This is a genomic window from Streptomyces sp. NPDC056600 (assembly GCF_042792855.1).
Lineage (GTDB): Bacteria > Actinomycetota > Actinomycetes > Streptomycetales > Streptomycetaceae > Streptomyces.
On record NZ_JBHTVQ010000007.1, the window covers coordinates 20,851 to 44,488 of the forward strand.

21 protein-coding genes and 2 pseudogenes are annotated in these 23,638 nt (G+C 71.9%); 11 read left to right on the plus strand and 12 right to left on the minus strand.

The window, feature by feature from the left end; all coding sequences use genetic code 11:
* The first annotated feature begins 92 nt into the window (after positions 1-92).
* A complete protein-coding gene (locus tag ACFRAV_RS05665; RefSeq protein ID WP_382551893.1) occupies positions 93-857 on the plus strand; it encodes an RNA ligase family protein in 765 nt (254 codons plus the stop codon).
* Between the two features lie 113 nt (positions 858-970).
* On the opposite strand, the gene ACFRAV_RS05670 is transcribed toward ACFRAV_RS05665, so the two are convergent.
* Together ACFRAV_RS05670 and ACFRAV_RS05675 are read right to left on the minus strand one after the other, a co-directional pair.
* Positions 971-2,089, minus strand: a complete 1,119-nt coding sequence (locus tag ACFRAV_RS05670; RefSeq protein ID WP_382551895.1) for a fatty acid desaturase family protein — start codon at positions 2,087-2,089, stop codon at positions 971-973.
* A gap of 7 nt (positions 2,090-2,096) precedes the next feature.
* On the minus strand, positions 2,097-3,152 hold the full coding sequence (locus ACFRAV_RS05675) for a ferredoxin reductase (RefSeq protein ID WP_382551897.1): 1,056 nt from the start codon (positions 3,150-3,152) through the stop codon (positions 2,097-2,099).
* Positions 3,153-3,237: 85 nt separating this feature from the next.
* On the opposite strand from ACFRAV_RS05675, the gene ACFRAV_RS05680 reads away from it, so the two are divergent.
* Complete coding sequence (locus ACFRAV_RS05680) at positions 3,238-4,380, plus strand: PucR family transcriptional regulator (RefSeq protein ID WP_382551899.1); 1,143 nt, start codon at positions 3,238-3,240, stop codon at positions 4,378-4,380.
* A 115-nt stretch (positions 4,381-4,495) separates the two neighbouring features.
* The gene (locus ACFRAV_RS05685; protein ID WP_382551901.1) at positions 4,496-4,834 is read left to right on the plus strand and encodes a thioredoxin family protein; all 339 of its coding nucleotides are present in this window, start codon (positions 4,496-4,498) and stop codon (positions 4,832-4,834) included.
* Between the two features lie 152 nt (positions 4,835-4,986).
* On the opposite strand, the gene ACFRAV_RS05690 is transcribed toward ACFRAV_RS05685, so the two are convergent.
* The 3 genes and pseudogenes from ACFRAV_RS05690 to ACFRAV_RS05700 form a co-directional block, all read right to left on the minus strand.
* Positions 4,987-7,422 (minus strand): glycosyl hydrolase family 8, encoded by a 2,436-nt coding sequence (locus ACFRAV_RS05690; RefSeq protein WP_382551903.1) that lies wholly within the window; start codon positions 7,420-7,422, stop codon positions 4,987-4,989.
* 330 nt (positions 7,423-7,752) lie between these two features.
* A complete protein-coding gene (locus ACFRAV_RS05695) occupies positions 7,753-8,262 on the minus strand; it encodes an SUKH-4 family immunity protein (RefSeq protein WP_382551905.1) in 510 nt (169 codons plus the stop codon).
* Positions 8,263-8,311: 49 nt separating this feature from the next.
* Positions 8,312-9,049: pseudogene (locus ACFRAV_RS05700) on the minus strand (tRNA (adenosine(37)-N6)-threonylcarbamoyltransferase complex transferase subunit TsaD); the annotation flags it as partial.
* Positions 9,050-9,116: 67 nt separating this feature from the next.
* On the opposite strand from ACFRAV_RS05700, the gene ACFRAV_RS05705 reads away from it, so the two are divergent.
* Positions 9,117-9,614 (plus strand): hypothetical protein, encoded by a 498-nt coding sequence (locus tag ACFRAV_RS05705; RefSeq protein ID WP_382551907.1) that lies wholly within the window; start codon positions 9,117-9,119, stop codon positions 9,612-9,614.
* Positions 9,615-9,686: 72 nt separating this feature from the next.
* On the opposite strand, the pseudogene ACFRAV_RS05710 reads toward ACFRAV_RS05705, so the two are convergent.
* From ACFRAV_RS05710 to ACFRAV_RS05720, 3 genes and pseudogenes are all read right to left on the minus strand, one after another.
* A pseudogene (locus ACFRAV_RS05710) lies at positions 9,687-9,896 on the minus strand (iron chelate uptake ABC transporter family permease subunit); the annotation flags it as partial.
* 196 nt (positions 9,897-10,092) lie between these two features.
* Positions 10,093-11,271 (minus strand): PP2C family protein-serine/threonine phosphatase, encoded by a 1,179-nt coding sequence (locus ACFRAV_RS05715; RefSeq protein WP_382551908.1) that lies wholly within the window; start codon positions 11,269-11,271, stop codon positions 10,093-10,095.
* Positions 11,268-12,845, minus strand: coding sequence for an ATP-binding protein (locus ACFRAV_RS05720; protein ID WP_382551910.1), 1,578 nt, complete (start codon positions 12,843-12,845; stop codon positions 11,268-11,270). Before ACFRAV_RS05720 ends, ACFRAV_RS05715 begins: the two co-directional genes overlap by 4 nt.
* 171 nt (positions 12,846-13,016) lie before the next feature.
* On the opposite strand from ACFRAV_RS05720, the gene ACFRAV_RS05725 reads away from it, so the two are divergent.
* Entirely contained in the window at positions 13,017-13,343 is a 327-nt protein-coding gene (locus ACFRAV_RS05725; protein WP_382551912.1) for a hypothetical protein, read from the plus strand.
* Positions 13,344-13,346: 3 nt separating this feature from the next.
* Entirely contained in the window at positions 13,347-13,775 is a 429-nt protein-coding gene (locus ACFRAV_RS05730) for a response regulator (protein ID WP_382551914.1), read from the plus strand.
* 324 nt (positions 13,776-14,099) lie between these two features.
* Here the strand turns inward: ACFRAV_RS05730 and ACFRAV_RS05735 are convergent, their stop codons facing one another.
* Positions 14,100-14,231, minus strand: a complete 132-nt coding sequence (locus tag ACFRAV_RS05735) for a hypothetical protein (RefSeq protein ID WP_382551915.1) — start codon at positions 14,229-14,231, stop codon at positions 14,100-14,102.
* Between the two features lie 201 nt (positions 14,232-14,432).
* Here ACFRAV_RS05735 and ACFRAV_RS05740 point away from each other — a divergent pair, with 201 nt between their 5' ends.
* The 3 genes from ACFRAV_RS05740 (at position 14,433) to ACFRAV_RS05750 (ending at position 16,594) form a co-directional block, all read left to right on the plus strand.
* Positions 14,433-15,050: an HDIG domain-containing metalloprotein gene (locus ACFRAV_RS05740; protein ID WP_382551917.1), complete on the plus strand. Its 618-nt coding sequence runs from the start codon at positions 14,433-14,435 to the stop codon at positions 15,048-15,050.
* Positions 15,047-15,658, plus strand: a complete 612-nt coding sequence (locus ACFRAV_RS05745) for a GNAT family N-acetyltransferase (RefSeq protein ID WP_382551918.1) — start codon at positions 15,047-15,049, stop codon at positions 15,656-15,658. The genes ACFRAV_RS05740 and ACFRAV_RS05745 overlap by 4 nt, the downstream gene beginning before the upstream one ends.
* A gap of 207 nt (positions 15,659-15,865) precedes the next feature.
* Entirely contained in the window at positions 15,866-16,594 is a 729-nt protein-coding gene (locus ACFRAV_RS05750; RefSeq protein ID WP_382551919.1) for a hypothetical protein, read from the plus strand.
* Positions 16,595-16,628: 34 nt separating this feature from the next.
* On the opposite strand, the gene ACFRAV_RS05755 is transcribed toward ACFRAV_RS05750, so the two are convergent.
* The 3 genes from ACFRAV_RS05755 to ACFRAV_RS05765 all read right to left on the minus strand — a co-directional run bounded on the left by ACFRAV_RS05755 (position 16,629) and on the right by ACFRAV_RS05765 (position 20,789).
* Positions 16,629-16,970, minus strand: a complete 342-nt coding sequence (locus ACFRAV_RS05755) for a DUF742 domain-containing protein (protein WP_382551920.1) — start codon at positions 16,968-16,970, stop codon at positions 16,629-16,631.
* 22 nt (positions 16,971-16,992) lie between these two features.
* Entirely contained in the window at positions 16,993-18,606 is a 1,614-nt protein-coding gene (locus ACFRAV_RS05760) for a sensor histidine kinase (RefSeq protein ID WP_382551922.1), read from the minus strand.
* A 512-nt stretch (positions 18,607-19,118) separates the two neighbouring features.
* The gene (locus ACFRAV_RS05765) at positions 19,119-20,789 is read right to left on the minus strand and encodes a PucR family transcriptional regulator ligand-binding domain-containing protein (protein ID WP_382551924.1); all 1,671 of its coding nucleotides are present in this window, start codon (positions 20,787-20,789) and stop codon (positions 19,119-19,121) included.
* 163 nt (positions 20,790-20,952) lie between these two features.
* Here ACFRAV_RS05765 and speB point away from each other — a divergent pair, with 163 nt between their 5' ends.
* Complete coding sequence (speB, locus tag ACFRAV_RS05770) at positions 20,953-21,921, plus strand: agmatinase (RefSeq protein ID WP_382551926.1); 969 nt, start codon at positions 20,953-20,955, stop codon at positions 21,919-21,921.
* Positions 21,918-23,615, plus strand: a complete 1,698-nt coding sequence (locus tag ACFRAV_RS05775; RefSeq protein WP_382551928.1) for a thiamine pyrophosphate-binding protein — start codon at positions 21,918-21,920, stop codon at positions 23,613-23,615. The genes speB and ACFRAV_RS05775 overlap by 4 nt, the downstream gene beginning before the upstream one ends.
* Positions 23,616-23,638 lie beyond the last annotated feature (23 nt).

The following is a 23,638-nucleotide window of genomic DNA, read 5'->3' on the forward strand; positions in this document are numbered from 1 at the left end:
ACCGCGGTGCCCGCGCCGGGCGAGGCCGGTCGCCGTGCCCGCGTGCCGGCCGGCGGCCGTCCGTCCCGTGAAGCGACCTGGAGCCACCCGCCGTGACCGCACCCGGCCTTGCCGCACTCAACAGCGCGACGAAGTACCCGAGCATCCCCACCTACCACCGCCTCGACCCCCGGAACGGCGGCCTCATCGAGGAGCCGACCCGGTTCACCGGTGACGTGCTCCTGACCGAGAAGGTCGACGGCACCAACGGGCGGATCGTCCTGCTCCCCGACGGCGACTATGTCATCGGTTCGCGCGAGGAACTCCTGCACGCGAGGGGCGACCGGGTCCACAACCCGGCCCTCGGTATCGTCGACGAGCTGAAGCCGCTCGCCGACCGGCTCCGGGCCGACGACGCCCAGGGCGGCGTCACGGTGTTCTACCTCGAGGTGTACGGCCGCAAGATCGGTGGTGCGGCCAAGCAGTACACCGGAGGGAGCGGTGTCGGTCACCGGCTCTTCGACGTCGCGTTCCTGCGGCCCGAGGACCTCGACCGGAGCCTCGAACAGATATCGTCCTGGCGTGACGGCGGCGGCCAGGACTTCGGCGACGAGGCCGCTCTCCGGCGGATCGCTGCCTCTGAGGACATCCCCCTCGTCCCGCGGCTCGCCACGGTCCCCGGCGAGCTGCTGCCCGCAGCCGTGGACGACATGGCGGCCCTCCTCGCCGAGCGACTGCCGGCCACCCGGGTCGCCCTCGACGACGGCGCGGGCGGCAGCCCCGAGGGCATCGTGCTGCGTACGCCCGACCGGTCCGTCATCGCCAAGGCCCGCTTCCAGGACTACGCGCGCACCCTGAAGCGCCGCGCGCGTCGCTGACCCGAAAGATCACGGGGTGCGGCCGCCGGCCGCACCCCGTGCCGTCCGCATCTGACCTCACCGGACCCGGCGTGCCACTGGTACGGCGGAGAGATCCGCACCGCGACCGGGAATCAGGCCGCGACGAGCTCCCGCTCGCGGTCCGGGGTGTCGACCTTCGGCTTCCTGTTCGGCAGCGAGAGCCGGAAGACCTTGCGCCACGCGGAGAACACCTGGACCGGCAGCGGCCCGGTGACGTACTCCAGCTCGTACTTCTCGAACAGCGCGCGCACCTTCACCGCGACCTCGGCGTACCGGTTGCTCGGCAGGTCCGGGAACAGGTGGTGCTCGATCTGGTGCGACAGGTTGCCGGTCATGAAGTGCATGGCCTTGCTGCCGCTGATGTTCGCCGAACCCATCATCTGGCGCAGGTACCACTGGCCGCGCGTCTCGCCGTTGATCGACCGGCGCTCGAAGACCTGCACGCCCTCGGGGAAGTGCCCGCACATGATCACCGAGTGGGTCCAGAGGTTGCGGACCAGGTTGGCGGTGAAGGTGGCGGCGAGGGTGGTGAGGAACGACGGGCCCGACAGCAGCGGGTGGATCACGTAGTCCTTGAGCACCTGCTTGCGGATCTTGCGGCCCACGGCCCTGGCCCGCACGCGGAACTCGGGGTTCTTGCGGCGGCGCTTGTGCAGGTTCTTGCCGAGCTCCAGGTCGTACGCCGCGATGCCGTACTCGAAGAAGCAGGCGTTGATGAAGTTCCACAGCGGCTGGCCGAGGTGGAACGGGTGCCACTTCTGGTCCTCGTCGACGCGCATGATGCCGTAGCCGAGGTCGTTGTCCTTGCCGATCACGTTGGTGTACGTGTGGTGCAGCTCGTTGTGCGAGTGCTTCCACTGGTCGGCCGGCGAGACGTGGTCCCAGTCCCAGGTGGTGGAGTGGATCTTCGGGTCACGCATCCAGTCCCACTGGCCGTGCAGGATGTTGTGGCCGATCTCCATGTTGTCCATGATCTTCGCCACGGACAGACCGGCGGTGCCGAGCACCCACGCCGGCGGGAAGAACGAGAACAGCAGCACGCCCCGGCTGGCCAGCTCGAGCTTGCGCTGCGCCGAGATGACCTTGCGGATGTAGGCGGCATCCTTCTCGCCGCGGCTCGCGATCACCTCGTCGCGGATCGCGTCCAGCTCGCGGCCGAGCTCCTCGATCTGCTCCGCGGTCAGGTGGGCGGTGGGGTCGATGGCGGTCAAGTTGCTCCTACCGTTCGATGTCGCAGGGGCCCGCAGCGGCGGACACGCAGGTCTGGATGAGGACGCCCGGCTCGGCCTCGGTGATCTCGCCGGTGCGCAGGTCACGGACGGCGCCCGCCTTGAGCGGCGTGACGCAGCCGAAGCAGATGCCCATACGGCACCCGGAGGGCATGAGCACGCCGGCCTCCTCGCCGACGTCCAGCAACGGCGTGGCGCCGTCCGCCTCTACGGTCTTGCCCGTCGTGCTGAACGTAACCTCGCCGCCGGCGCCGGCCACGACGACGGTGGGGCGGAAGCGTTCGGTGTGCAGGCGCTCCGGCACGCCGTGCCCGGCCCAGTGCTCCTCGGCGGCGTCGAGGAGGCCGGCGGGCCCGCACGCCCAGGTCTCGCGCTCGGCCCAGTCGGGCACCAGCTCGTCGAGACGGGCGACGTCGAGCGTGCCGTCCGTGTCGGTGTGCACCTCGGTGAGCCGCAGCTTCCCGGCCGCGACCAGGTCGTGCAGATCGCCGCGGAAGATCACGTCCTGCGGCCGTGGCGCGCAGTGGACCATGACGACGTCGTCGAACTCGGTGTCGCGCAGCATGCCCATCACGGGCGTGATGCCGCTGCCGGCCGTCAGGTAGAGCACCTTGGCGGGCCTGGCCGGCGGCAGCACGAAGTCACCGGTCGCCTGGTCGAGCTGGATCAGCGTGCCCGGCTTCACTCTGCGGACCAGGTGGTTGCTGACCTTGCCGTCCGGGATCGCCTTCACGGTGATCGTGATGCGGCCGTCCTGGCGGTTCGTCGGTGAGGTGATCGAATAGGCGCGCCACAGGCGCACCCCGTCGACGTCGATGCCGATCCGCACGTACTGGCCGGCCGTGTGGCCGCGCCAGCCCCGGCCCGGCCTGATCACGACCGTCGCGGCGTCACCCGTCTCGGGACGCACGGCCTCGATGCGCCCTCGCAGATCCGCACCCGCACGCAGCGGGCTGACCAGGTCGAGGTAGTCCGACGGCAGCAGCGGCGTCGTCACCATTTCCAGCAGTTTCCACGCCCTGCTGTGGAGGGCTGTACTCGTCATGGCTCCAGCTTGCTGGCCTCAAGGCGTAAAGTCCTGACCGCAGCACGTAAATCTGGCCGACAGAATTGTTCGCAGGGAACAAAACGTGAACCAAGCAATCCGGAGAGTCAGCGAACTGGCTCTGGACGAGACCACGGTCGCGGCACTTAGGGCGGGGCTGAAGGACACCGCCGACGAGTGCGTCCAGGCGATCATCGACGAGGTGCCTCCTTACGCCAACGCCCTGTCGGGTCACATGGGCGGCATCATCCGCCGCGCCGTCCGCACCGCCCTGGGGCACTACCTGGACCTGGCGAGCGGGAACGCCACGGGCGGCAACGCCGGTGACGCGGCCTACGAACTGGGCCGCGGCGAGGTGCGCGACGGCCGTTCGATGGACGCCCTGCTCAGCGCCTACCGCGTCGGCGCCCGTGTGGCCTGGCGCTGCCTGGCGGCCGGTGCCGTACCGGCGGGTCTGCCCGCCGCCGAGGTCGCCAAGTTCGCGGAGCTGACGTTCGCCTACATCGACGAGCTCTCCGCCGCGAGCGCCGCGGGCCACGCCGACGAACTGGCGGCCCGGGGCCGGGCCCAGGAGCGCCACCTGGAACACCTGGCCCGCGACCTCCTGGCCGGGGCGAGCCCGGACGTACTGCTGGCCTCCGCGCAGCGGGCCGGGTGGCAGCCTCCGGTCTCGCTGACGGCGGTCCTGCTGCCCGCCGCCCAGGCCCGGCCCGCCTACCGCACGCTCGACGACCCGAGCACCCTCGTCCTCGACGACCTCCCGGACGCCACCGGCGTGCTGCTCGTCCCCGATGCGGACCGTTCACATCTCGCGCGGCAGCTGACCGACCGCACCGCCGTGGTCGGTCCGGCCCGGCCATGGACCCGCGTCTCCGCCTCGTACGCACGGGCCCTCCGCGCGCGCTCCCTCTCCTGCGACATCCGCGACACCGAGAACCACCTGCCCGAGCTGGTGCTGAGCGCCGACTCGGACGCGTTCGCCGACCTGCGCGCCCGAGCCCTCGCACCGTTGCGGACCCTGCCCGGCGCGACCGCGCAGCGCCTGGAGGAGACGTTGCGGGAATGGCTCCTGCACCAGGGCAGGCGGGACGAGGTGGCGGCGGCGTTGTTCGTCCATCCCCAGACGGTCCGGTACCGGATGGCGCAGCTGCGGGAACTGTTCCCGGACCTCGCGTCGCCGCAGCAGGTCCTCGAACTGACGCTCGCGCTCGGGCTTCGAGGCGGATGACCGCTCGGTCTTCGGGGCGGATGACGGTGCGCCCCACCGTTCGACCCGGGTCGGCCCGGCACACCGCGCGGGGGATGATGGGGACGGAACAACGGACGTGAGGTCAGGAGCTGCCATGACGAACCGGGTGCACCGACCCCGTGAGGACGCGGAGTTCGACTTCGTCCTGGGCAGGAGCGGGACTCCGGTCCTCGCCTACTTCACCGGGACCTGGCCCAAGGCGATCGAGCCCTGCCGCGTGATGGACCTCGTCGTGGGCGGCATCGCCGATGAGTTCACGGGCCGCCTGACCGCCGTCCGCGTCGACATCACGCGCTGTCCCGCCGCGACCGAGCGTTACGGGATCACCGGCGCCCCTTCCTGCGTCCTGATCGAGGACGGAGCGGCGGTGGCGCAGGGCACGGGGCCCATGACCAGTGCCGAGGTCCGCACGCTCCTGGAGGGTCACCTGTGACGGTGTGAGGGCTCATTCCCGGGGGCTCCCAGCGGCCCTGCGGTGGTTCTGGTTCGGCGCGGGACCGGACGGGTCCGGATCGAGGGCGGTGACCGCGGACACCGGAGCCCGGGTCGATGCCCGGGCTCCGTAGTGAGCGCGTTCAGGTGGGGTCAGCTGGTGAACGTCAGGTGGTTGATGCTGACCGCGCCCGTGGTGGTGATGTACACGGTGTGGGTGCCGGTGGGCTTGGGCCAGCAGGTGTTGCTCTTGAGGTGCCAGGCGCCGTTGCCGTCCGGGTAGACGGTGCAGGCGGGACCCGAGGTGGCGCTGTCCAGCCGGACCTGGAGGTTGACACCCGAGGCGGAGGTGGCCGCCCGGAACTTCACGCCGGAGGCCCCCACGGTGCCGAAGGCGACGCCGTCGAGGACGAGGCGGCTGCCGCTGCCGGTGAGGTCGACGACGGTGCCGCCGTCCGCGGTCCTGGTGGTGGCGCCGGTCGCCGAGTCGTAGGACTCGGCCTCGATCACGGCGAAGGCGTCACGGTTGCGCGGGGTGTCGGTGCCGGCCGCGGTGGCGGTGGCTTCGGCGGACCAGGCGGAGTCACCGGAGGCGTTGGTGGCGCGAACCCGGTAGGTGTAGGCGGTGCCGGCGGTCAGGCCGGTGTCGGTGTGCGTCCTGGCGTCGGCCGCGAGGGTGGTGAGCGCGGTCCAGGAGCCGCTCCCCACGCGACGCTCGACGCGGAAGCCCGACTCGTTGGTGGCGTTGTCCGCCCAGGTCAGGGTGATCTTCCCGGCGCCGCTCGGGTTCGCGGTCAGCGCGGAAGGGGCGGCCGGGGCGCCGGTGGCCGGCGGCGGGTCGGTGGGCGTGGTGCCGCTCGGCTGGTGGATGCGGAAGGTGCCGCTCGCGTGCAGCAGTGCCATGTAGGTGAGCAGGCCGTCGTAGTAGCGGTACTGGCCGGTCGGGGGCTCCAGGTTCCACAGGGCCTCGACGAACTTCCAGGCCCGCGGGTTGCCGGCCGCCAGGGAGGCGGCGCCGTTCGAGGCGATCAGGCCGGGGGAGCGGTCGGAGGACAGGCCGCTGCCGGACAGCGAGTACTGGTTGACGTAGGCGCCCATGCCCTGGGACTCGAAGAAGCTCTGCATGCGGTCGGTCCGGGCGACGGCGGCGGAGTCGGCGGCCCACCAGGCGTGGTCCACCGACCAGTTGACCGAGGTGCGCCAGGCGTCGAAGCGGAAGTCGCCGTGATTGCCCGTGTTGTTGGGGCTGCCGCTGAACTCGGCGTAGTCCGGGTTCAGGCCGGTGGTGGCGTGGGTGGCCTTGGTGAAGTAGGAACGGCTGGTCTGGGCGGCCTCCCGCCAGAACTGCCGGTCCGCGGCCTGCTGACCCTGGTAGCCGTCGGCCCAGCGGGCCCACAGCTCGTAGAAGGCGGGCAGGTGGTAGGACGGGTCGGAGAACTTGGCGGAACTGGCGTAGGGCACGAAGACCGGCATCTTCTGCGAACGGTCGAACATGTTGGTGACGCTGTCGACGACGCCGCCGTTCATGTCCTCCTTGTGCAGCATCGTGTTCAGGATGCCGTTGGCCTCGGCGGTGTAGTCGTAGATGCCGGACCCGTCGCCCCAGCGGTGGCCTGCGAAGAACAGCGCCGTGGCCATGTACTCCTCGCCGTCGGTGGCGGGGTTGTTGTCCTGGCAGGAGCCGGCCGTCGAGGCCTCCCAGCAGAAGTAGCCGGTGCGGGGCCCGCTCTTGTGCCGCATGTAGGTGGTGGCCCAGTTCCACAGGGCGTTGAACTCGGCCTTCTTGTCCATCTGGACCGCGATCATCATGCCGTAGCTGATGCCTTCGGACCGGACGTCGTCGTTGCCGGTGTCCTTGATGTAGGCGAGCGCGCCCTCGGAGTCCGAACCGGCCGGGTAGTACAGCCGCTTGGTGTCGTCCGTGCTGGTGAAGAAGGAGGCCCAGTAGCTGTCGAGCTTGGCCTTCACGGCGGCGTCGGTGATGCCGGAGTCCCACTCCTCGAACAGGTTGCGGTACTTGCCGCTGGCGAAGGCGCCGGTGGTGGGCGGCACAGGAGCGGGGGGAGGGGGCGGAGTCGCGCCCTCGTAGTACAGCTGGTACTGGTCGATCAGGGTGTCGTTGCTGCCGTTGTCGGTCTCCAGGGTGAACCGGACCTCCGACGACCCTGCCTTGGCGACGTCGAACACGGCCTGCTTCGTGGTCCAGGACGTGCCGGAGAAGCTGAGCGTCGCGGTCTTCTGTCCGCCCACGGAGACGGTGATCCCGGCGGCGTTGGAGGCGCTGGAGGAACCGGTCACGTCGATCCGGTACCGGCCGGCCTTGTCGAAGGCGTGGCTGGTGTAGGTCGCGTCGTTGTTGCAGTAGTAGACGGCGTGCGTGGCCGCGAAGCTCGTGCAGCCGCTCCTGGTGGTGGCCTCCGCCTGCGTGGTGGACACCAGGGTGGCCGCCTGCGCCTCCGGCGCGGGGAGCGCGGCGGACGTGAGGAACCCGGCGAACAGTGCCACCAGCGCGACGGACACGGTGGTGCGGGTGCGGGTGCGGGTGCGGGTGCGGACGGAGCGTGGGCCGGGGCGGGGAAGCGAACGCAACTGGGGCTCCTTGGCGGTGGGGGAGTGGGGGATGGGGGGGAGGGGGGGAGCGAGCGCGTGATCACGTCACGTCAGCCCACGGCTGATGCAGGGATGTTGGGCGATTCTTGGTTGCGGCCGCGAGCACGGTCAATAGCCGCGTTCGAAGAAGTTGCCGAAACTTTCGATGACTTCGTGTCCAGCGTGATCAGCTCAGAATGGAGACCCGTCCGACATCTGAGCGAAAACTCCTACAGGAGCGCTTCGAAAATTTCGCCGATGTCCACCATCCTGGCCCCAGCGGACTTGCGGCTTCGCCACCACCGGCCCGACGCTGGGGGCTGAGGTGACTCAGTCCTCCACCCAGTTCGGATAGTCACCCATCGCCACGTCGTCACACAGGGTCCCCCAGAACCCGTTGTCCGCGAGTGCGGAGTCATCCAGGCTGGTGAGGAGGTGACGAAGCTCGTCCGCGACCTCCTGGCCTCTGTCCTCCTCGTCTTCCTCGTAGAACGGGAAGCGGGCAATGGTGGCCGCCACGCACCGGTGGAAAGTTCCCAGGTCCCTGTTCACATGCCAGGCGGTCGCGGACTCGGTCGTGGGGACCTGCACGACGCGACGCGAGGCCACGTCGATGCCGAGCAGCCCGAACAGGCCGCTGGTCCCGAAGACGACCAACCCGCTCTCGCCGATCCCGCCCAGGAGCGTCGCCTCGGTCAGGGGTTGGTACTCGGCACCGATCAGCCCTGCTGGGACGCCGATCTCCCGCAGATCGGCGGCGATCTCGCCGGGCACGTCCGGTGAGCAGCCGATACGGGCCACGGCGTACTCGGGCAACGGCAGCGGCGGACGGTCTCGCATCACGCGAAATCATCCGCCTGCTCCGACGGCGGCATTGCACGACTCGTCCGGCGGGGGCGGGCAGCGGTGTCAGGGACGCGTACTCCAGCGGCGCCGACGGGTCGACCGACACGTCCAGCGGTGCGGGCTCGGCCCCGGCGCGGACCAGGAGGTCGCCGACGGCGGCGATCATCGCTCCGTTGTCGGTGCACAACGTCAGGGGCGGGACCCGCAGTTCGACGCCCGCGGTCCGGCAGCGCTGCTCGGCCAGTGCCCGTACGCGGGAGCTCGCCGCGACCCCTCCGACGACGATCAGTGTCTTCACGTCGTGGTCGAGGCAGGCCCGCAGCGCCTTGCGCGTGAGGATGTCGGCGACGGCCTCCTGCAGTGCCGCGGCCCCGTCCGCCACCGGCGGTCGCGAGCCGCGCAGCCGGTGCTGCTCCACCCGGCGGGCAGCGGCCGTCTCCAGGCCGGAGAACGAGAACGCGCCTGGGTGGTCACCTGTTCGGCTCAGTGGCCGGGGGAAGGTCACGGCCTGCGGATCGCCGTCGCGCGCGGCGCGGCCGATGGCGGGTCCGCCGGGGTACGGCAGGCCGAGGATGCGGGCGACCTTGTCGAAGCACTCGCCGGCCGCGTCGCCCAGGGTGTCGCCCAGGTGGTGTGTCCGGGGCGACGTGCCCGGCCAGGTGGTGTGCACCCCGTACAGCGGCACGCCGGCCGCGTAGGCGAGGGTCTTCGCGCCGGCCGGACCGACCTGCAGGGCGCTGGGGCCTGGCTCTTGGGCCGCCCGCCTCTGCTGGCGAATTCCGCACTGCCGGAGTTTCCGGGCATCACGCTACCGTCGCGGCACAGACGTTCCAGACGGGGGAGGCGTTGTGTCAGCGGAAGCGGTCAGCGCGTCAGTGGCGGCACTGGCGTTCATCATCAACGCATGGTCCATGTTCTATCTCGCCAGGCAGACGAAGGTGAGCAATGCGGTGGCGGCAGCGTCGGCAAACGACGCGGTGCTGCGGTCCCTGCGTGAAGTGCACGTCCTGATGCTCGAGCGGCAGGTCACGCGGGACTACTTCTACGGCGGCAGGCAGCTGCCCGACACCGGCGAGGAACGGGAGACCGTCCTCACGTTGGGGGAGCTCCTGAACGACGTGATGAGCAGTGGGGTTCGCGTGCATGCCCAGATCCCTGACAGCGGGAGCTCCGGCCCTTGGGCCGAGTTCTGCCGCCACACGGTGGAGAACAGCCCAGTCGTGCGCCGTCTGCTGCAGGCGCATCCCACCTGGTGGCCCAGCCTGATGGGGGTGCTACCGGACAACTTCTCGGAAGCCGGCGCGCTTGGCGTGCCTGTCCCCAGGAACGATCAGCGCGGTAGTTGACCCGTGTGGACGGTCCGGCCTCGCGCTGCCCGAGGGCCGTGGGCCGGTTGCGGCAGAGGATCCGAGCCCCTCTCGTCCGCGGTAGAGCACGGCCACGAAGGCCGGCACTCCGACGAGGGACGTCAGCACGCCCACCGGGACCTCCTGAGGGGCGAGGACGGCGCGGGCGGCGGTGTCCACCCACACCAGGAAGACGGCTCCGGTCAGTGCCGTGGCGGGGTGGAGCCGGGCATGGCTGGAGCCGGTGAGGGCGCGGGTCGCGTGGGAAAGGACCAGGCCGACGACCTGAAGAGGCCGCTCATTCACTCGACCGCCAGGCGGCATGTTCTGCAACTACATCCCCGCGGAGACAGGCCGAGGAGCCTCTCCCCTTCGGCACGCGGTGCACGCGGTGCACGCGGTGCACGCGGTGCACGCGAGAAGAGTCGGCCGCGGGCACACCGGACGCCACCTCCCCGCCCCATGGGCACGGCCAGCTTCACCGAGGGCCGGTGGTGGAGTCCCAGTCCAGGCGCAGCACGGCGAGGTCGTCGGTGTGCTGGCCGGCGTTGAGGGTGCGGGTCTTTGCGATGACGTGGTCGAGGTGAGCTCCGGGTTCCGGGGTGTGGATCTCGTCCATGATGCGGAGCAGGCCCTCGGTGCCCAGACGGTGGCCGGCTTCGCCGGTGTGGCCCTCGATGAGGCCGTCGGTGTAGGCGATGAGGGCGCCTCGGGCGGGAAGCGTCAGTGTGGTGGCGGGCCAGCGGTCGAGGCCGGGGACGACGCCGAGTGCGGTTCCGTGGGAGGCCGGGACCTCTCGGGCGCCGTCGGAGGTGAGGAGGAGGGGGGCGTGGTGACCCGCCAGCTGAAGGGTGAGGGTGGCTGTTGAAGGGTCCAGGGTCAGCAGGGTGCAGGTGGTGAACAGGTCGCTGCCCGAGCGTTCGGCGATGTGGATCTGTTCGAGCAGGCGCAGCAGCTGGTGCCGGCGGTGACCTGCGAGGGTCAGGGCGCGCCAGGCGATGCGGAGGCAGACACCGAGTGCGGCGGCGTCGGGTCCGTGTCCGCTCACGTCCCCGATGACGGCGTGGACCTGTCCATCGCTCGTCTGGACGACGTCCAGGAAGTCGCCGCCGAGCAGGGCCTGGGGGCGGCCGGGGTAGTAGCGGCTGGTGGCGGTGACAGCGGAGGAGGTCAGGAGAGGGTCGGGCAGCAGGCCTCTTTCCAGGCGTGCGTTCTCCTCGGCGCGAAGCCTGCCGATCTGCAGGTCCGCGCTGGCGCGTTCGGCCTGCTTGCGCTGGACGGCGTAGCGGACGGCGCGCTGGATCAGGTCGGGTTCGACCTTGCCCTTGATGAGGTAGTCCTGGGCGCCGACCGCGAGGGCGGCGACTCCGGAACGGGGCTCCTGGAGTCCGGTCAGGACGATGATGGCGGCGTGCGTGTCGTTGTGGATGGCCTGGACGGTGTCGAGTCCGGAGGCGTCGGGCAGGTGCAGGTCGAGCAGGACGCAGTCGACGGTGTCCGAGGCCAGTGCCCGGCGGGCCTCGGCCGCGGTGCTGCAGCGCTTGAGGGTGTGAGGGAGATCGGTGTCGAAGAGCAGTTCTTCGACGAGGAGGGCGTCTCCGTCGTCGTCCTCGACCAGCAGGATGCGGTAGTGCTCCGCGGGCGCGCGCTCGGTCACGGCTGTCCTGCTTCGTCGGGGGCCGCGGGGTCCGTTTCGGCGGCGGGGAGCGTGAAGACGACGCGGGTGCCGAGCGTGTACTCGGGGTCGATCTTGATGGTGCCACCGTGGAATTCGACGATCTTCTTGCACATGGCCAGACCGATGCCGGTGCCGGGATAGGCGTCCTTGGTGTGCAGGCGCTGGAAGATCACGAAGACCTTCTCCTGGAACTCCGGGGCGATGCCGATGCCGTTGTCGGTCACCGCGAACGTCCAGGTGTCACCGGTCCGGCTGGTGCTGATGTTGATGCGCGGGGTCCGGTCGGGGCTGCGGAACTTGATCGCGTTGGACAGCAGGTTCTGCCAGAGCATGCCCAGCTGGGCGGTGTCGCCCAGCACGGTGGGCAGCGGGTCGCGGGTGATCTCGGCTCCGCTTTCCTCGACGGCGACGCTGAGGTTGCCGAGGGTGTCCTCCAGGATCTCGTCCAGGTCGGCGGGGCGGTGGTCGTTGTGGAGGCGGCCGACGCGCGAGAAGGCGAGAAGGTCGTTGATCAGTTTCTGCATACGGTTGGCCCCGTCGACGGCGAACCCGATGTATTGGTCCGCCCTCTCGTCCAGTTGGCCGCCGTACCGCCGCTGGAGGAGCTGGGTGAAGCTGGACACCTTGCGCAGCGGTTCCTGCAGGTCGTGGGAGGCGACGTAGGCGAACTGCTCCAGTTCCGCGTTGGACCGCTTGAGGTCGGCCGCCTGGTCGTCCAGGCGTCGGCGGGCCGACTCGGTGAACTCCAGTTCCTGCACGAGCCTGCGGCGCATCGACTCGAGGTCGTCGGCGAGCTGACGCAGGTCGGCAGGGCCGGCGCCGTCGAGGCTGCGGTCGAAGCGGCCCTCGGCGACGTCGCGGGCAGCCGTGCCGAGGCGGGTCAGCGGGCCGGTGACGCCGCGGCGCAACGCTTCGAACATGAGGCCGGCCACCGCGACGATGACCAGCGCGCAGATCCCCAGCGTCCAGTTCCGCAACGTGACCGAGTTCCTCAGGGCGTGCGTGGTCGCCTTCCGCTCCGCCTGCAAGTGGGTCTGCTGGTCCTCCATGGCCTCACGCAGCAGGTCGAAGGTGCGCTTTCCTTCACTCGCACGGGCGGAGGCGAGCTTCACGGCTTCCTCGGGAGCTACGGAGGAGACGGGGTCGCCCATGCGCTGCTTCCACCGCGAGGACAGTCGCTCGATCTCGTCGAGGTCGGTCTGGGCCTGGACGTCGTTCTTGACCAGCGGACGGAGACTCCTAAGTGCGTCCTTCTCGTCGGCGACGCCCTCCGTGTAGGGCTCCAGGAACTCCGCGTTACCTGTCAGACCGTAGCCCCGCAGGCCGGTCTCCTGATTGACCAGGGCTTTCTCGACCTGGATCGACGCGATCAGGGCGGGCGACCGCCTGTCGGTGAGCTCGGTCGTGAGATCTGAGGTGCGCACCATGGCCCAGGTACTCAGCGAGCCCAGGGCCGCCAGGACCAGCAGTGTGGTGGTCACTCCTGCGCGCAGCCAGCTGTGTGTGGTCCAGCCGGAGAACACCCGCTCAACCCCGGACGGCTTGCTCTTCATCGCGGTTCGAACGTCTCCTTCTACGGTCCGGCCCGGCCCGGACAGGGTGAACGACCGCACCATGCTACTCCCTGACAACGCATGTTGTCCGTCGGGTGATCGGCGACGTACAGTGAGGTCATGTTCGGCTCACACTCTGCTCCACAGGAACCGCGGGAGCCCGCGGTACCGGTGATCGAGGCAGTGGAGGAGCTCGTCCGCCAGCTCATCGAGGCAGCGGGCACTCCGTCGGCAGAGCCTGCCCGCAACCCGGCCGGTGAGGCGCGTCGGCATGCGCTGGCGCAGTTGCGGGTACTCGTCGGCATCAAGCTGGCCGTGCGACACCTGGAGGACCGGGCGGCGCACACGGCAGCCTCAAGTGGAGCCGGCTATCCCGAAATCGGGCAGGCGGTGAGCATGACCCGCCAAGGAGCCCGGCGCCGCTGGCCCGGGCTGATCACCGGCGGAACCGATCGACCGACCGACCCTTCCACCCCTTCCACCTTCCGGAGCTCGTGAATCATGGCTGCCGCCGCCCGCCCGTACGACGTCCTGCTGGTCGAGGACGACCTCGCCGACGCGATGCTCATCCAGGACGCCCTCGCCGAACGCGGTGCACGTAACCTCACCCAGGTCTCCGACGGCATCGAGGCCCTGGACTACCTGCGCGATCCGGCGAACGAGCGCCCCGACCTCATCGTCCTGGATCTGAACATGCCGCGCATGAACGGACGGGAGTTCCTCACGGTGGTGAAGGAGGACCTCGGTCTTCGCACCATCCCCGTGGTCGTCCTGACCACCTCCACCGCCCCCGACGACGTCTCCGGCGCCTACCAGCAGTACGCCAACGCCTACGTCACCAAGCCGGTGAACCTCGAGGAGTTCGAAGCGGCGGTCCGCAGCATCGACCGCTTCTACCTCGACATCGCGGCCAAGCCGCCGAAGCAGTAGAGCCGGGCATCGCCCACAGGAACGGTGCGATGGACGACCACGCCCATGGCTCCTCCTTCATTACCGGGTGATGAACGTCCCCGTCGCAGTCCGGCAGCCGCAGGATCGCTCACTTGTGCCCGCGCGGCACTCCTCTGTGCCCGCGCGGCACTCCTCGCTGAGGTGGAAGTCGCCGCGACATCCGCTGTCGCAGCCGCCGGCGAGGCTCTTGGCGAAGAGGCGGCGCCGTAGGTCACCGCCGTGGTCCTCTCCCCGGCGGTGACTCCTCAGGGCGCGAGGTCAGGGGTCTCCCTGTTGACGAGCCACGTGCCGTCCGGCTGCTGCTCACACGAGGTAGGTCGTGATCGTGCCGCCTCCGGCCGGGGTCGTCTTGGCGTCCACCAAAGCGAGGGCACACGTGGCCCGGACGACGGCTCTGATGCCCTCACGGCGGAGCACCTCGGTGGTGATATGCACCGGTTTCCGTGTCGTGCCCTCCGGTGGGACGTCCCAGACCGGCCGGCCGAGACCGCGCTCCGGGTCGTCCGGGCCCATGGCCGCGAAGGTCGGGGCGATTTTGGGGCCTCCGGGACCGTGTCTCCCGGCCGGCTGGGGGAGGGGCGAGCCGCGCGGCGAACCGGATGGCAGGCCGCCGGGACGCGTTGTTAACCTCCCCGGATGAGCATCCCGTCGCCCGAAGAGATCCGCGCCCTGCACGAGGAGTGGGCGCCCACCCCCGAGGCGTTCAGGTCGGTCCACACGCACTGCGAGATCGTGTGGCGGATCGCCGAGCACCTGATCGAATCAAAGCGGCTCGATGTGGACTTCGAGCTGGTCAGAGCGGGTTGCCTGCTCCACGACATCGGGGTCTACCGGCTCTACTCGGACGAGGGCGTGCTGGACCACAAGAACTACATCCGGCACGGAGTGCTCGGTCACGAGGCGTTGGAGGAGGCCGGGCTGCCGGAGACGCTGCGGCGGTTCTGCTCCCACCACACCGGGGTCGGCGTCACCCGTGAGGACATCGAGCGGCAGGGACTTCCGCTGCCGCCCGGGGACTACGTGGCGGAGACACTGGAGGAGAAGCTGGTGATGTACGCGGACAAGTTCCACAGCAAGTCCCGGCCGTCGTCGCTGCTGACTCCCGAGGAGTACGCCGCCCACGTCCGCCGGTTCGGGGAGGGGAAGGTCACCGCCTTCCAGGAGCTGCGCGCGGTTTTCGGCGATCCCGACCTGGGGCTCGACCTCGGCTCCGGTATGCCGGTGCCCGTGGAGTCGCCGGGGCGGCCGGTGTGACGACCTCGACCGACCCCGCCGCGGACCCCCTGTCCGGCCTCACCTGGCCGGTCACCACCGAGCGGCTCACCCTGCGGCGGGTGAGCCCCGAGGATGCCGAGGCCATGTGGGAGTACCGGCGGCTGCCGGAGGTGTCGTACTGGCTGACGTTCGCGCCGCGGGACCTCGACGACTGGCGGGAGCGGCTGACCACGCCGGAACGCCTGGCCACCTCGCTGGTGGCGGAGCTCGACGGCCGTGTCGTCGGAGACCTCTACGTGCGGGTGGAGGACGCCTGGGCGCAGCGCGAGGTCGCCGACCAGGCCCGGGGCGTCCAGGCGGAGCTCGGCTGGGTGTTCCACCCCGCCGTGGGCGGCCGCGGATACGCCACCGAGGGGTGCCGCGAGTTGCTGCGGGTCTGCTTCGAGGAGCTGAAGCTGCGGCGGGTGTGCGCGAACGCCTTCGCCGACAACGAGGCGTCCTGGCGGCTGATGGAACGACTGGGGATGCGTCGTGAGCAGCACACGGTCCGGGAGTCCCTGCACCGGGAGCTGGGGTGGATCGACGGGATCGGTTACGCGCTGCTTGCCGACGAGTGGCAGCGCGGCCGGGGTACGGCCTCCGGCTGAGCCGGACGAACGTGCGGCTTCGGCCTGCCGGCGGTGAGCGCGAGGGCTTGGTGCGGTGCCGGGGCGCGGCGACCGGGGCAATGTTCCGGCCCGCACGGGTGAAAGCGGCCCCTGGAGCGCCGGGCGGACCGGCCGGCGGGGGAGACGGGTATGTGCGCCGGCGCTCCGCCGGCCATGCTCCGAACCCTTTCCCATCCGGAGGAACAGATGCGCGTACGTCGCGTCACCACCACCGTCCTGGCCGCCTTCGCCCTGAGCGCCGCGCTGGGCGCGGGCAGCGCGTTCGCGGGGGACAACCCCCACGACAACCACGACGGCAACCAGGCTCAGCACCAGAGCCACGAGCAGGGTCAGCACCAGGGCGATCACCAGCGTGACCACAAGGCTGAGGACAAGGCCCAGGAGAAGGCTGAGGAGAAGGCCGAGGACAAGTCCAAGGACAAGGGCAAGGGCCACGAGAAGGGCAAGGGGAAGGCCCAGGACAAGGACAAGGACAAGGACAAGGGCAAGGCCCAGGACAAGGACAAGGGCAAGGGGCACGACAAGGGCCACGAGAAGGCCCACGAGAAGGGCAAGAAGCAGGACAAGGGCCACCAGAACGGCCACGACAAGGGCCGTCAGCAGGACGACCACCAGCGTGACCAGTACGGTCATGACAAGGGTCATGACAAGGGTCACCACAAGGGCCACGACCAGGGCCGTCACCAGAACGACCACCAGAGTGACGGCAAGAACCGTCAGGGCGACCACCGTGGTGACCACCGCGGCGACGACAACGGCCGTCACGGCGACCACCGCGGCGACCACCGTGGTGACCACAACGGCCGTCACTGCTCCGGCGGCGACTTCGTCTTCGCCGGCACCCAGTGGGCGTCCCCGTACGGCAGCTACTCGACCTACGCCGCCGTGTGCTCCACGGTCGACTTCGACGACTGACGTACCCCGAGCGGTCCCTTCGCCGACGGCCGGCTCAGAGGTTGCGCAGGCCGTCCAGGACGGCCTCCAACAACGTGGGGTCACTGCCGTCGGCGGAGCGGTCGGGCATGGCGTGAATCAGGAAACCGCCGCCCAGCAGGTCCGCGACGACCACCTTGGTCACCTGGAGCGGCAACTGCAGGAGGGTTGCCAGCTCGGCCACCGACAACGCCTGCCCGGCGCAGAGCCGCACCGCGGCCAGCGCCTCCGAGGAGACCGCGTCGTACGGAGGCCGGGCGGCCGCCCGCACCAGTGAGTCCGGTTCCACCGGAACGGCAGGACGGGTCCGGCCCAGGGTCACGGCGTAGGCGCGGACCGTCGCCGTCTCCTGGGTCACCCACGCGCGGGACCGGGTCACCTCAGCGCCCGCCCGTCCGGTCGTCGTCGGCGCGCCAGGCGCCCTGGCCGAGTGGGCCGAACAAGGCGTCGTCGCCGAGCGGCCCGGAGTGCGACGCGGGACGCGGCACGGGTCCGGGCGTGCCCGTCGCCCGGCCGGAGACCCTCCGCCGAGCGCCCCGATCGCCGACGGCCCGTTGTACGGCTTCCCGCTGCGTGACCTCCCGCTGCGTGACCTCCTGCTGAGAGGCCTCCCGCTCGGTGACGGATCGTTCCCCGGCGGTGCGCCGCAGACCGGTGGCCGGAACGGTGCGGAACTCCGGCCGGACCTGGCCCACCTGACCCGGTTGTCCCAGCTGGCCCAGTTGTCCCAGAGGCAGCGTGTCCGCCGCGTGTGCCGTGGCCGGGGCGGTCCGGCGATGCTCCTGCCGGTCGTGGCCGGCCGCGTCCTCGTCGGCCAGGTGCAGCAGCGTGGCAGGCAGCCGGACCAGCGCCTGCAGGCCGCCGTAGAGGTTGGTCTGGAAGCGCACCGCGAGCCCCAGCCGCTGGGCCACCCTGGCCACCACCGCCAGGCCGGTGCGGCCGTCGTCCCCACCCGGCTCGCGGACCAGGGAGACGAGCTGGTTCATCTCCTCGAGCTGGTCGCCGGTGAGACCGGGCCCCCGGTCGTCGATCTCGACGACCAGTCCCTCCCGGGCCAGCGCCGCGCGCACCGTCACCTTCGTGCCGGCAGGAGAGAACCGGGCCCCGTTCTCGGCGAGTTCGGCGATCAGGTGGATGACCTCGGCGGCCGCCGGACCCACCAGCGCGTAGCCCGCCGGCGGCGGCGCGACCTCGATCCGCGTGTAGTCCTCGGTCTCCGCCGCGGCCTGCCGCAGCACCGTGGCCAGCGGCACGGGGCGGCGGACGGCACGGGGCAGCCGGCCGTCGAGGACGGCCGCGCTCTCCACGGCACGCTGGGTGCGCGTGACCAGGTGGTCGATCCGGAAGAGCACCTCGAGCAGTTCGGGGTCCTCGGTGCGGTCGTGGGCGTCGTCGAGGAGTTCCAGAGCCCGCAGGACCAGCGCCTGGATCTTGCGGACGATGGCGAGGGAGGCGTCGGTGTGCCGACGCGAGCCCGCGGTCAGCACGGCGGTGTGCGCCGCGGTCAGGGCACGCCGGACGGCGTCCTCCAGGCCGTCGGCGGGGCCGGCCGGCTGTCCCGTCGGGATCGCCCGGGAAGCCGGCAGTTCCAGCGGCTCGGGGGTCTCGCCCTTCCGGACCCGCCGGGCGGCCGAGGCGATCTGGCGCAGGCCCTCCTCCAGCAGGGCGGGCACCGCGGCCGTCGCGGCAGCCACCGCCTCCTCACGGGTGGCGGACCGGGCGGCGCTCCGGGCGGCGTCGCGGCGGGCCGCGACGGTGGCCGTCGTGGTGACCGCGGCGCAGCCGATGGCCGCGCAGATGCCCGCGCCGACCGCGGCCGAGGTCGGCAGCGGGGACAGGGCGGCGGCGTAGGCGGCGCCCGCCAGCAGGGTGGCCGACGCTGCCGGTAACGCCCCGAGGAGGGTCGCCGAGCGCAGCGACGCGCGGTCGCCCTCCGGCGGATCCGACGCGGGCGTGGCGGATGCCGACCGGTGCCGCTGCGGGCGCGTTGTCATGCGGAACCCTCCTCACCACTGCCCGGTCGGCCCGCGGGCGTCGGCGAAGCGACGCGCGTAGGTGGCGGCGGGCAGGAGTGGTGGAACGAGTGGACCAGACCACGCCGGATTATGCCCGGGGAGGCTCGACGCCGACCTGACATCGGTGGAGGGGCGGTCGCCGGATATCCGGAGATGGCCGACTTCCACCCCCGTCGCCCGGCGCGGCCGCAGCCGCGCGGTACCGGGTTCTCGCACCTCGCGGCGGTGACGTCGCCCCCCTCCCCGGAGGAGGGCGCACGGGACGGGAACGCGTTCCACTTCGCCCACATTGGCCGAATCGTTCCCGCACACGCGGACGCCGTCCTCCGCGCCCCCGCACGCGCCTGTTCGCGCCCCCGGACGCCGTCCGCGCCCCGTCCCGAGGGACCGGCAGTGCCGCTCCTCCGGCGCGAGCCCGACCCCGGCCCTCGGTCCGGCCCCGACCTGATCCGATCCCGCCACCGACTCCGCCCCGGCCCTCCCCGGCCAGGTCAGTCCGGCAGTCGCCGCAGGGCGAACCAGAGCTCCATGCGGACGTCCGGGTCGTCCAGGTCGGTCTCCAGCAGCGCCGCGCACCGGGCGATCCGCTGCCGGACGGTGTTGCGGTGCACCGAGAGCGCCACGGCGGTGCGGTCCCAGCTGCCGTGCAGGGAGAGCCAGGCGCGCAGGGTCCGCGGCAGCGCGGGGGTGCCGGTGATCGGCGCCAGCAGGGCCCGGGCGTGCTCCTCGGCCTCGTGCGGCGGCAGGAGGTCGACCAGACGCCCGCCGGAGCCGTGCCGGACCAGCGGGGAACGGGTGGCGAGGGCTCGGCCCAGGGCACGGGCGGCCCGGTCGTCGACGGCCGGCCAGTCGTCCGGGCCGGTCACCTCGGCGACCCCCAGCGTCCAGCCGGTCTGCCGCTCCACGGGCCGCCCGTCGGGCACGAGCACCCGCACGACCCGGTCCACCCGGCCCGCCGGGTCGACCAGGTCGATCAGCGGGGAGCCCAGCGCCTCGCCCAGCGCCGCCGCGGACGCCGCGTCCGAAGCCCCGGCCCCCGGGCGGGCGTGCACCAGCGTCCAGCGCTCCCCGCCGAGCAGCGGCGCCACCTCCTGGGGGCCGGCGCCCAGCAGCAGGCGCACCAGGGCGGCCGACCAGGAGGCCTCCGGGCCGCCGCCGCGCTCCCCGGTGAGCAGGGTCAGCAGTACGGAGGCCGCCGAGGCGATGGTGTGGTCGCCGGCCTCACGGCGGCCCGTCGCCAGCCCGAGCACGTACCCGGGCGTGGTCCCCAGCGCGTACGCCGACAGGTGCAGGCCGTCGGCCGTGTCGGTGGCCGACGACGGCGCCGGCGCGGTGCCGCCTGGCGCGGTGCTCCCCGCCGGGGCGGGCCGCACCACCCGGGCCAGCTCGGTCAGAGCCGCCCGCACACGGGGTCCCGGATCGCGCCCGGCAGTGAGGTTCCCCCATCCACCCGACGGCCCGCCCACCGACGGCCCGCCCACCGACCCGCCCGCGGCCGGGTCCGCCGCCCCGACTCCCGCCCCGCCCCCCGACGGGTCCGCCGGCCCGCCCGCCGCCTCGCTCGCCCACGCGTCCGCCGCCCCGCCCCCCGCAGCCCGCGATGGCCCGAACAGCACCGCCCAGCCCTCCATCGCCGCCGCCAGCTGCCGCAGCACGGACGGCACCGGGTCGGGCCGCGACGCCGCCGACGCCAGGCTCCGCTGCGCCTCGGCGACCCGTCGGAGGTCCGCCAGCCGGGCCCGGGCGACGAGTTCGCCGACCGCGCGGGCCACCGCGGAGAAGGTGGTGCGCCGCGGCACCTCCAGCAGCGGCAGTCCGTGCGCCTCGCAGGCGGCGACCAGCTCCCCGGGCACCGTGTCGTGCACCGGGGCGACGCCGAAGCCCAGTGCCGCGCCGCCCGCCGCCAGGATCCGCTCCACGTAGGCGTCGAACCAGGCGGCGCCGGCCGAGGGCGGCACCTGCACCCCCGCCGTCAGCAGCAGTTCGCCGCCCAGCAGGTACGGCAGGGGGTCGGCCATCTCCGAGACCTGGGCCCAGTGGACGTCCGCCTCCTCGGGCCCGGCGAGGCGGACCAGACCCAGGTCGCCGCGCGCCAGCAGGGCCGAGAGCGGCACCGGGGGAGTGGGCGGCGGTGCGGGAAGGGAGGCGGGGGCGGACGGCATGATGGACGTTTCCTCTGTTCTTCTCCGGCCCGGTGGAGGAAACGTACACTTCGCAGCCGCCCGGGAGCCATCTAGGGTCGGTCCGTGGTGCGCTCCGGCGGGTGATCCCGGCGCCGCGTACCCTCGGTACCGGTGAGAGGAAGGCATCACCTCCATGACCTCCATGAGCAACAGCGGAACGCCCCGCGGCCCCGTCGACTCCTCGCGGATCCCGAGGTACGCGGGACCGGCGACCTTCGCCCGGCTGCCGCGACTGGACGAGGTCGGCGCGGCCGACGTCGCGGTGATCGGCGTCCCCTTCGACTCGGGCGTCTCCTACCGGCCCGGCGCCCGCTTCGGCGGCAACGCCATCCGTGAGGCCTCCCGGCTGCTGCGCCCCTACAACCCGGCCCAGGACGCCTCGCCGTTCGCGCTGGCGCAGGTGGCCGACGGCGGGGACATCGCGGTCAATCCGTTCAACATCGACGAGGCCGTCGAGACGATCGAGGCCGCGGCGGACGACCTGCTCGGCACCGGCGCCCGCCTGATGACGCTCGGCGGCGACCACACCATCGCGCTGCCGCTGCTGCGCTCCGTGGCGAAGAAGCACGGCCCGGTCGCACTCCTGCACTTCGACGCGCACCTGGACACCTGGGACACCTACTTCGGCGCCGAGTACACGCACGGCACCCCGTTCCGGCGGGCGGTCGAGGAAGGCATCCTCGACACCGAGGCGCTCTCCCACGTCGGCACCCGCGGCCCGCTGTACGGCAAGCAGGACCTCAAGGACGACGAGAAGATGGGCTTCGGCATCGTCACCTCGGCGGACGTCTACCGCCGCGGCGCGGACGAGGTCGCCGACCAGCTGCGGCAGCGGATCGGCGACCGGCCGCTGTACATCTCCATCGACATCGACTGCCTGGACCCGGCGCACGCGCCCGGCACCGGCACGCCCGAGGCCGGCGGGATGACCTCGCGGGAGCTGCTGGAGATCCTGCGCGGCCTGGCCGGCTGCAACCTGGTGTCGGCGGACGTGGTGGAGGTCGCCCCGGCCTACGACCACGCGGAGATCACCTCCGTCGCCGCCTCGCACACCGCCTACGAGCTCACCACCATCATGTCCCGGCAGATCGCGAAGGCGCGTACGCAGTGACCCACGACCACGACCTGGTGCTCCGTCCGACGGCCGCGCAGACGGAGGCGGCCCTGAACCCGCCTCCCGGCCGCCACGGCGGGGACATGGTCGTGGAGACGCTCGCCGGGCTGGGCGCGACCACCGTCTTCACCCTGCCCGGCCAGCACGTCCTGCCGGTCCTCGACGCGCTGCGCAGGTCCGACCTGCGCACCGTCGGCCTGCGGGTCGAGAACAACGCCGCCTTCGCGGCGGACGCGTACGGCCGGATCACCGGTGAGGCCGCCCCGCTGCTGCTGTCCACCGGGCCGGGCGCGCTGACCGCGCTGGCCGCGCTGCAGGAGGCGGCCGCCGCCTCCTCGCCCGTGCTGGCGATCTGCGGCCAGGTCCCGGCCGACGGACTCGGCGGCCGTCGCCGCGGGCACCTCCACGAGCTGGAGGACCAGGCCGCCGCCTTCCGCGGGATCGTCAAGTCCGTGCACAGCGCCCGGACCCAGTCGCAGATCCCCACCGCGATCGCCGAGGCCTGGCGCTCGGCGCTGACCGTCCCCTTCGGACCCGTCTACGTGGAGATCCCCTACGACGTGCTGCGGGAGCCGGCCCGTGTCCCGGTGGTCACCGCGGCGGACGCCACCCCGGAGGAACTGCCGCCGCGGCCCGAACTGACCGCCGTCGCGGCGGACCTGCTGGCCCGCGCCGAGCGCCCGGTGATCGTCGCGGGAGGCGGCGTCGTCCGCTCGGACGCCTCCGGCAAGCTGCGGCAGCTCGCCGAGAAGCTGGCCGTCCCGGTCGTCACCACCTTCGGCGGCAAGGGCGCCTTCCCCTGGACCCACCCGCTCTCGCTGCGGTCCTGGATGGAGGACCGGCACACCACCGACCTCCTCGAGGACGCCGACGTCCTGCTGGTCGTGGGCTCCGGGCTGGGCGAACTCTCCTCGAACTACCACACGTTCGCGCCGCGCGGCACGATCGTGCAGATCGACGCGGACGCCGGGAAGCTCGAGGCCAACCACCCCGCCCTCGGCATCCACGCGGACGCGCGGCTCGCGCTGCAGGCCCTGCTGGAGACCCTGGAACCGGTCCCCGCGCGGGACGACGACGAGGCCGCCCGCAGGGTTCGGGAACTCCTCGACCGGGTCGGCGCCCGGATCGCCGCGCAGGGACTCGACCTGGAGCAGGAGGTGCTGGCGTCGGTGCGCGCGGCCCTGCCCGCCGGATCGCCCTCCTTCTGGGACATGACGATCCTCTCGTACTGGGCCTGGTCGGCCTTCGACCCCCGCAGGCCCAACACCATGCACTCGGCGCAGGGCGCCGGCGGTCTCGGCTACGCCTTCCCCTCCGCCCTGGGGGCGGCCGTCGCCGAGCCGGGCCTGCCGGTCCTCGCCGTGTCCGGCGACGGCGGCGCGCTGTACTCGGTCGCCGAACTCGCCACGGCACGCCGGCACCAGCTCGACGTCACCTGGCTGATCGTCGATGACGGCGGGTACGGCATCCTCCGCGAGTACATGACCGACGCCTACGGCGAGCCGCACGGGACGGAACTCGCGGGGCCCGACTTCGTCGCCCTGGCCGAGTCCTTCGGGGTCCCCGCCGTCCGGACCGGCCCTGAGCAGCTGAGGGCCGACCTGTCCGAGGCGCTCGCCACACCGGGCCCCTCGGTGGTGGTGCTCCCGGCGACCCTGCGCATGTTCGCGCCGACCCACCTGGAGAGCTGACGTCCGGTTCGGGAGCGGGCGGC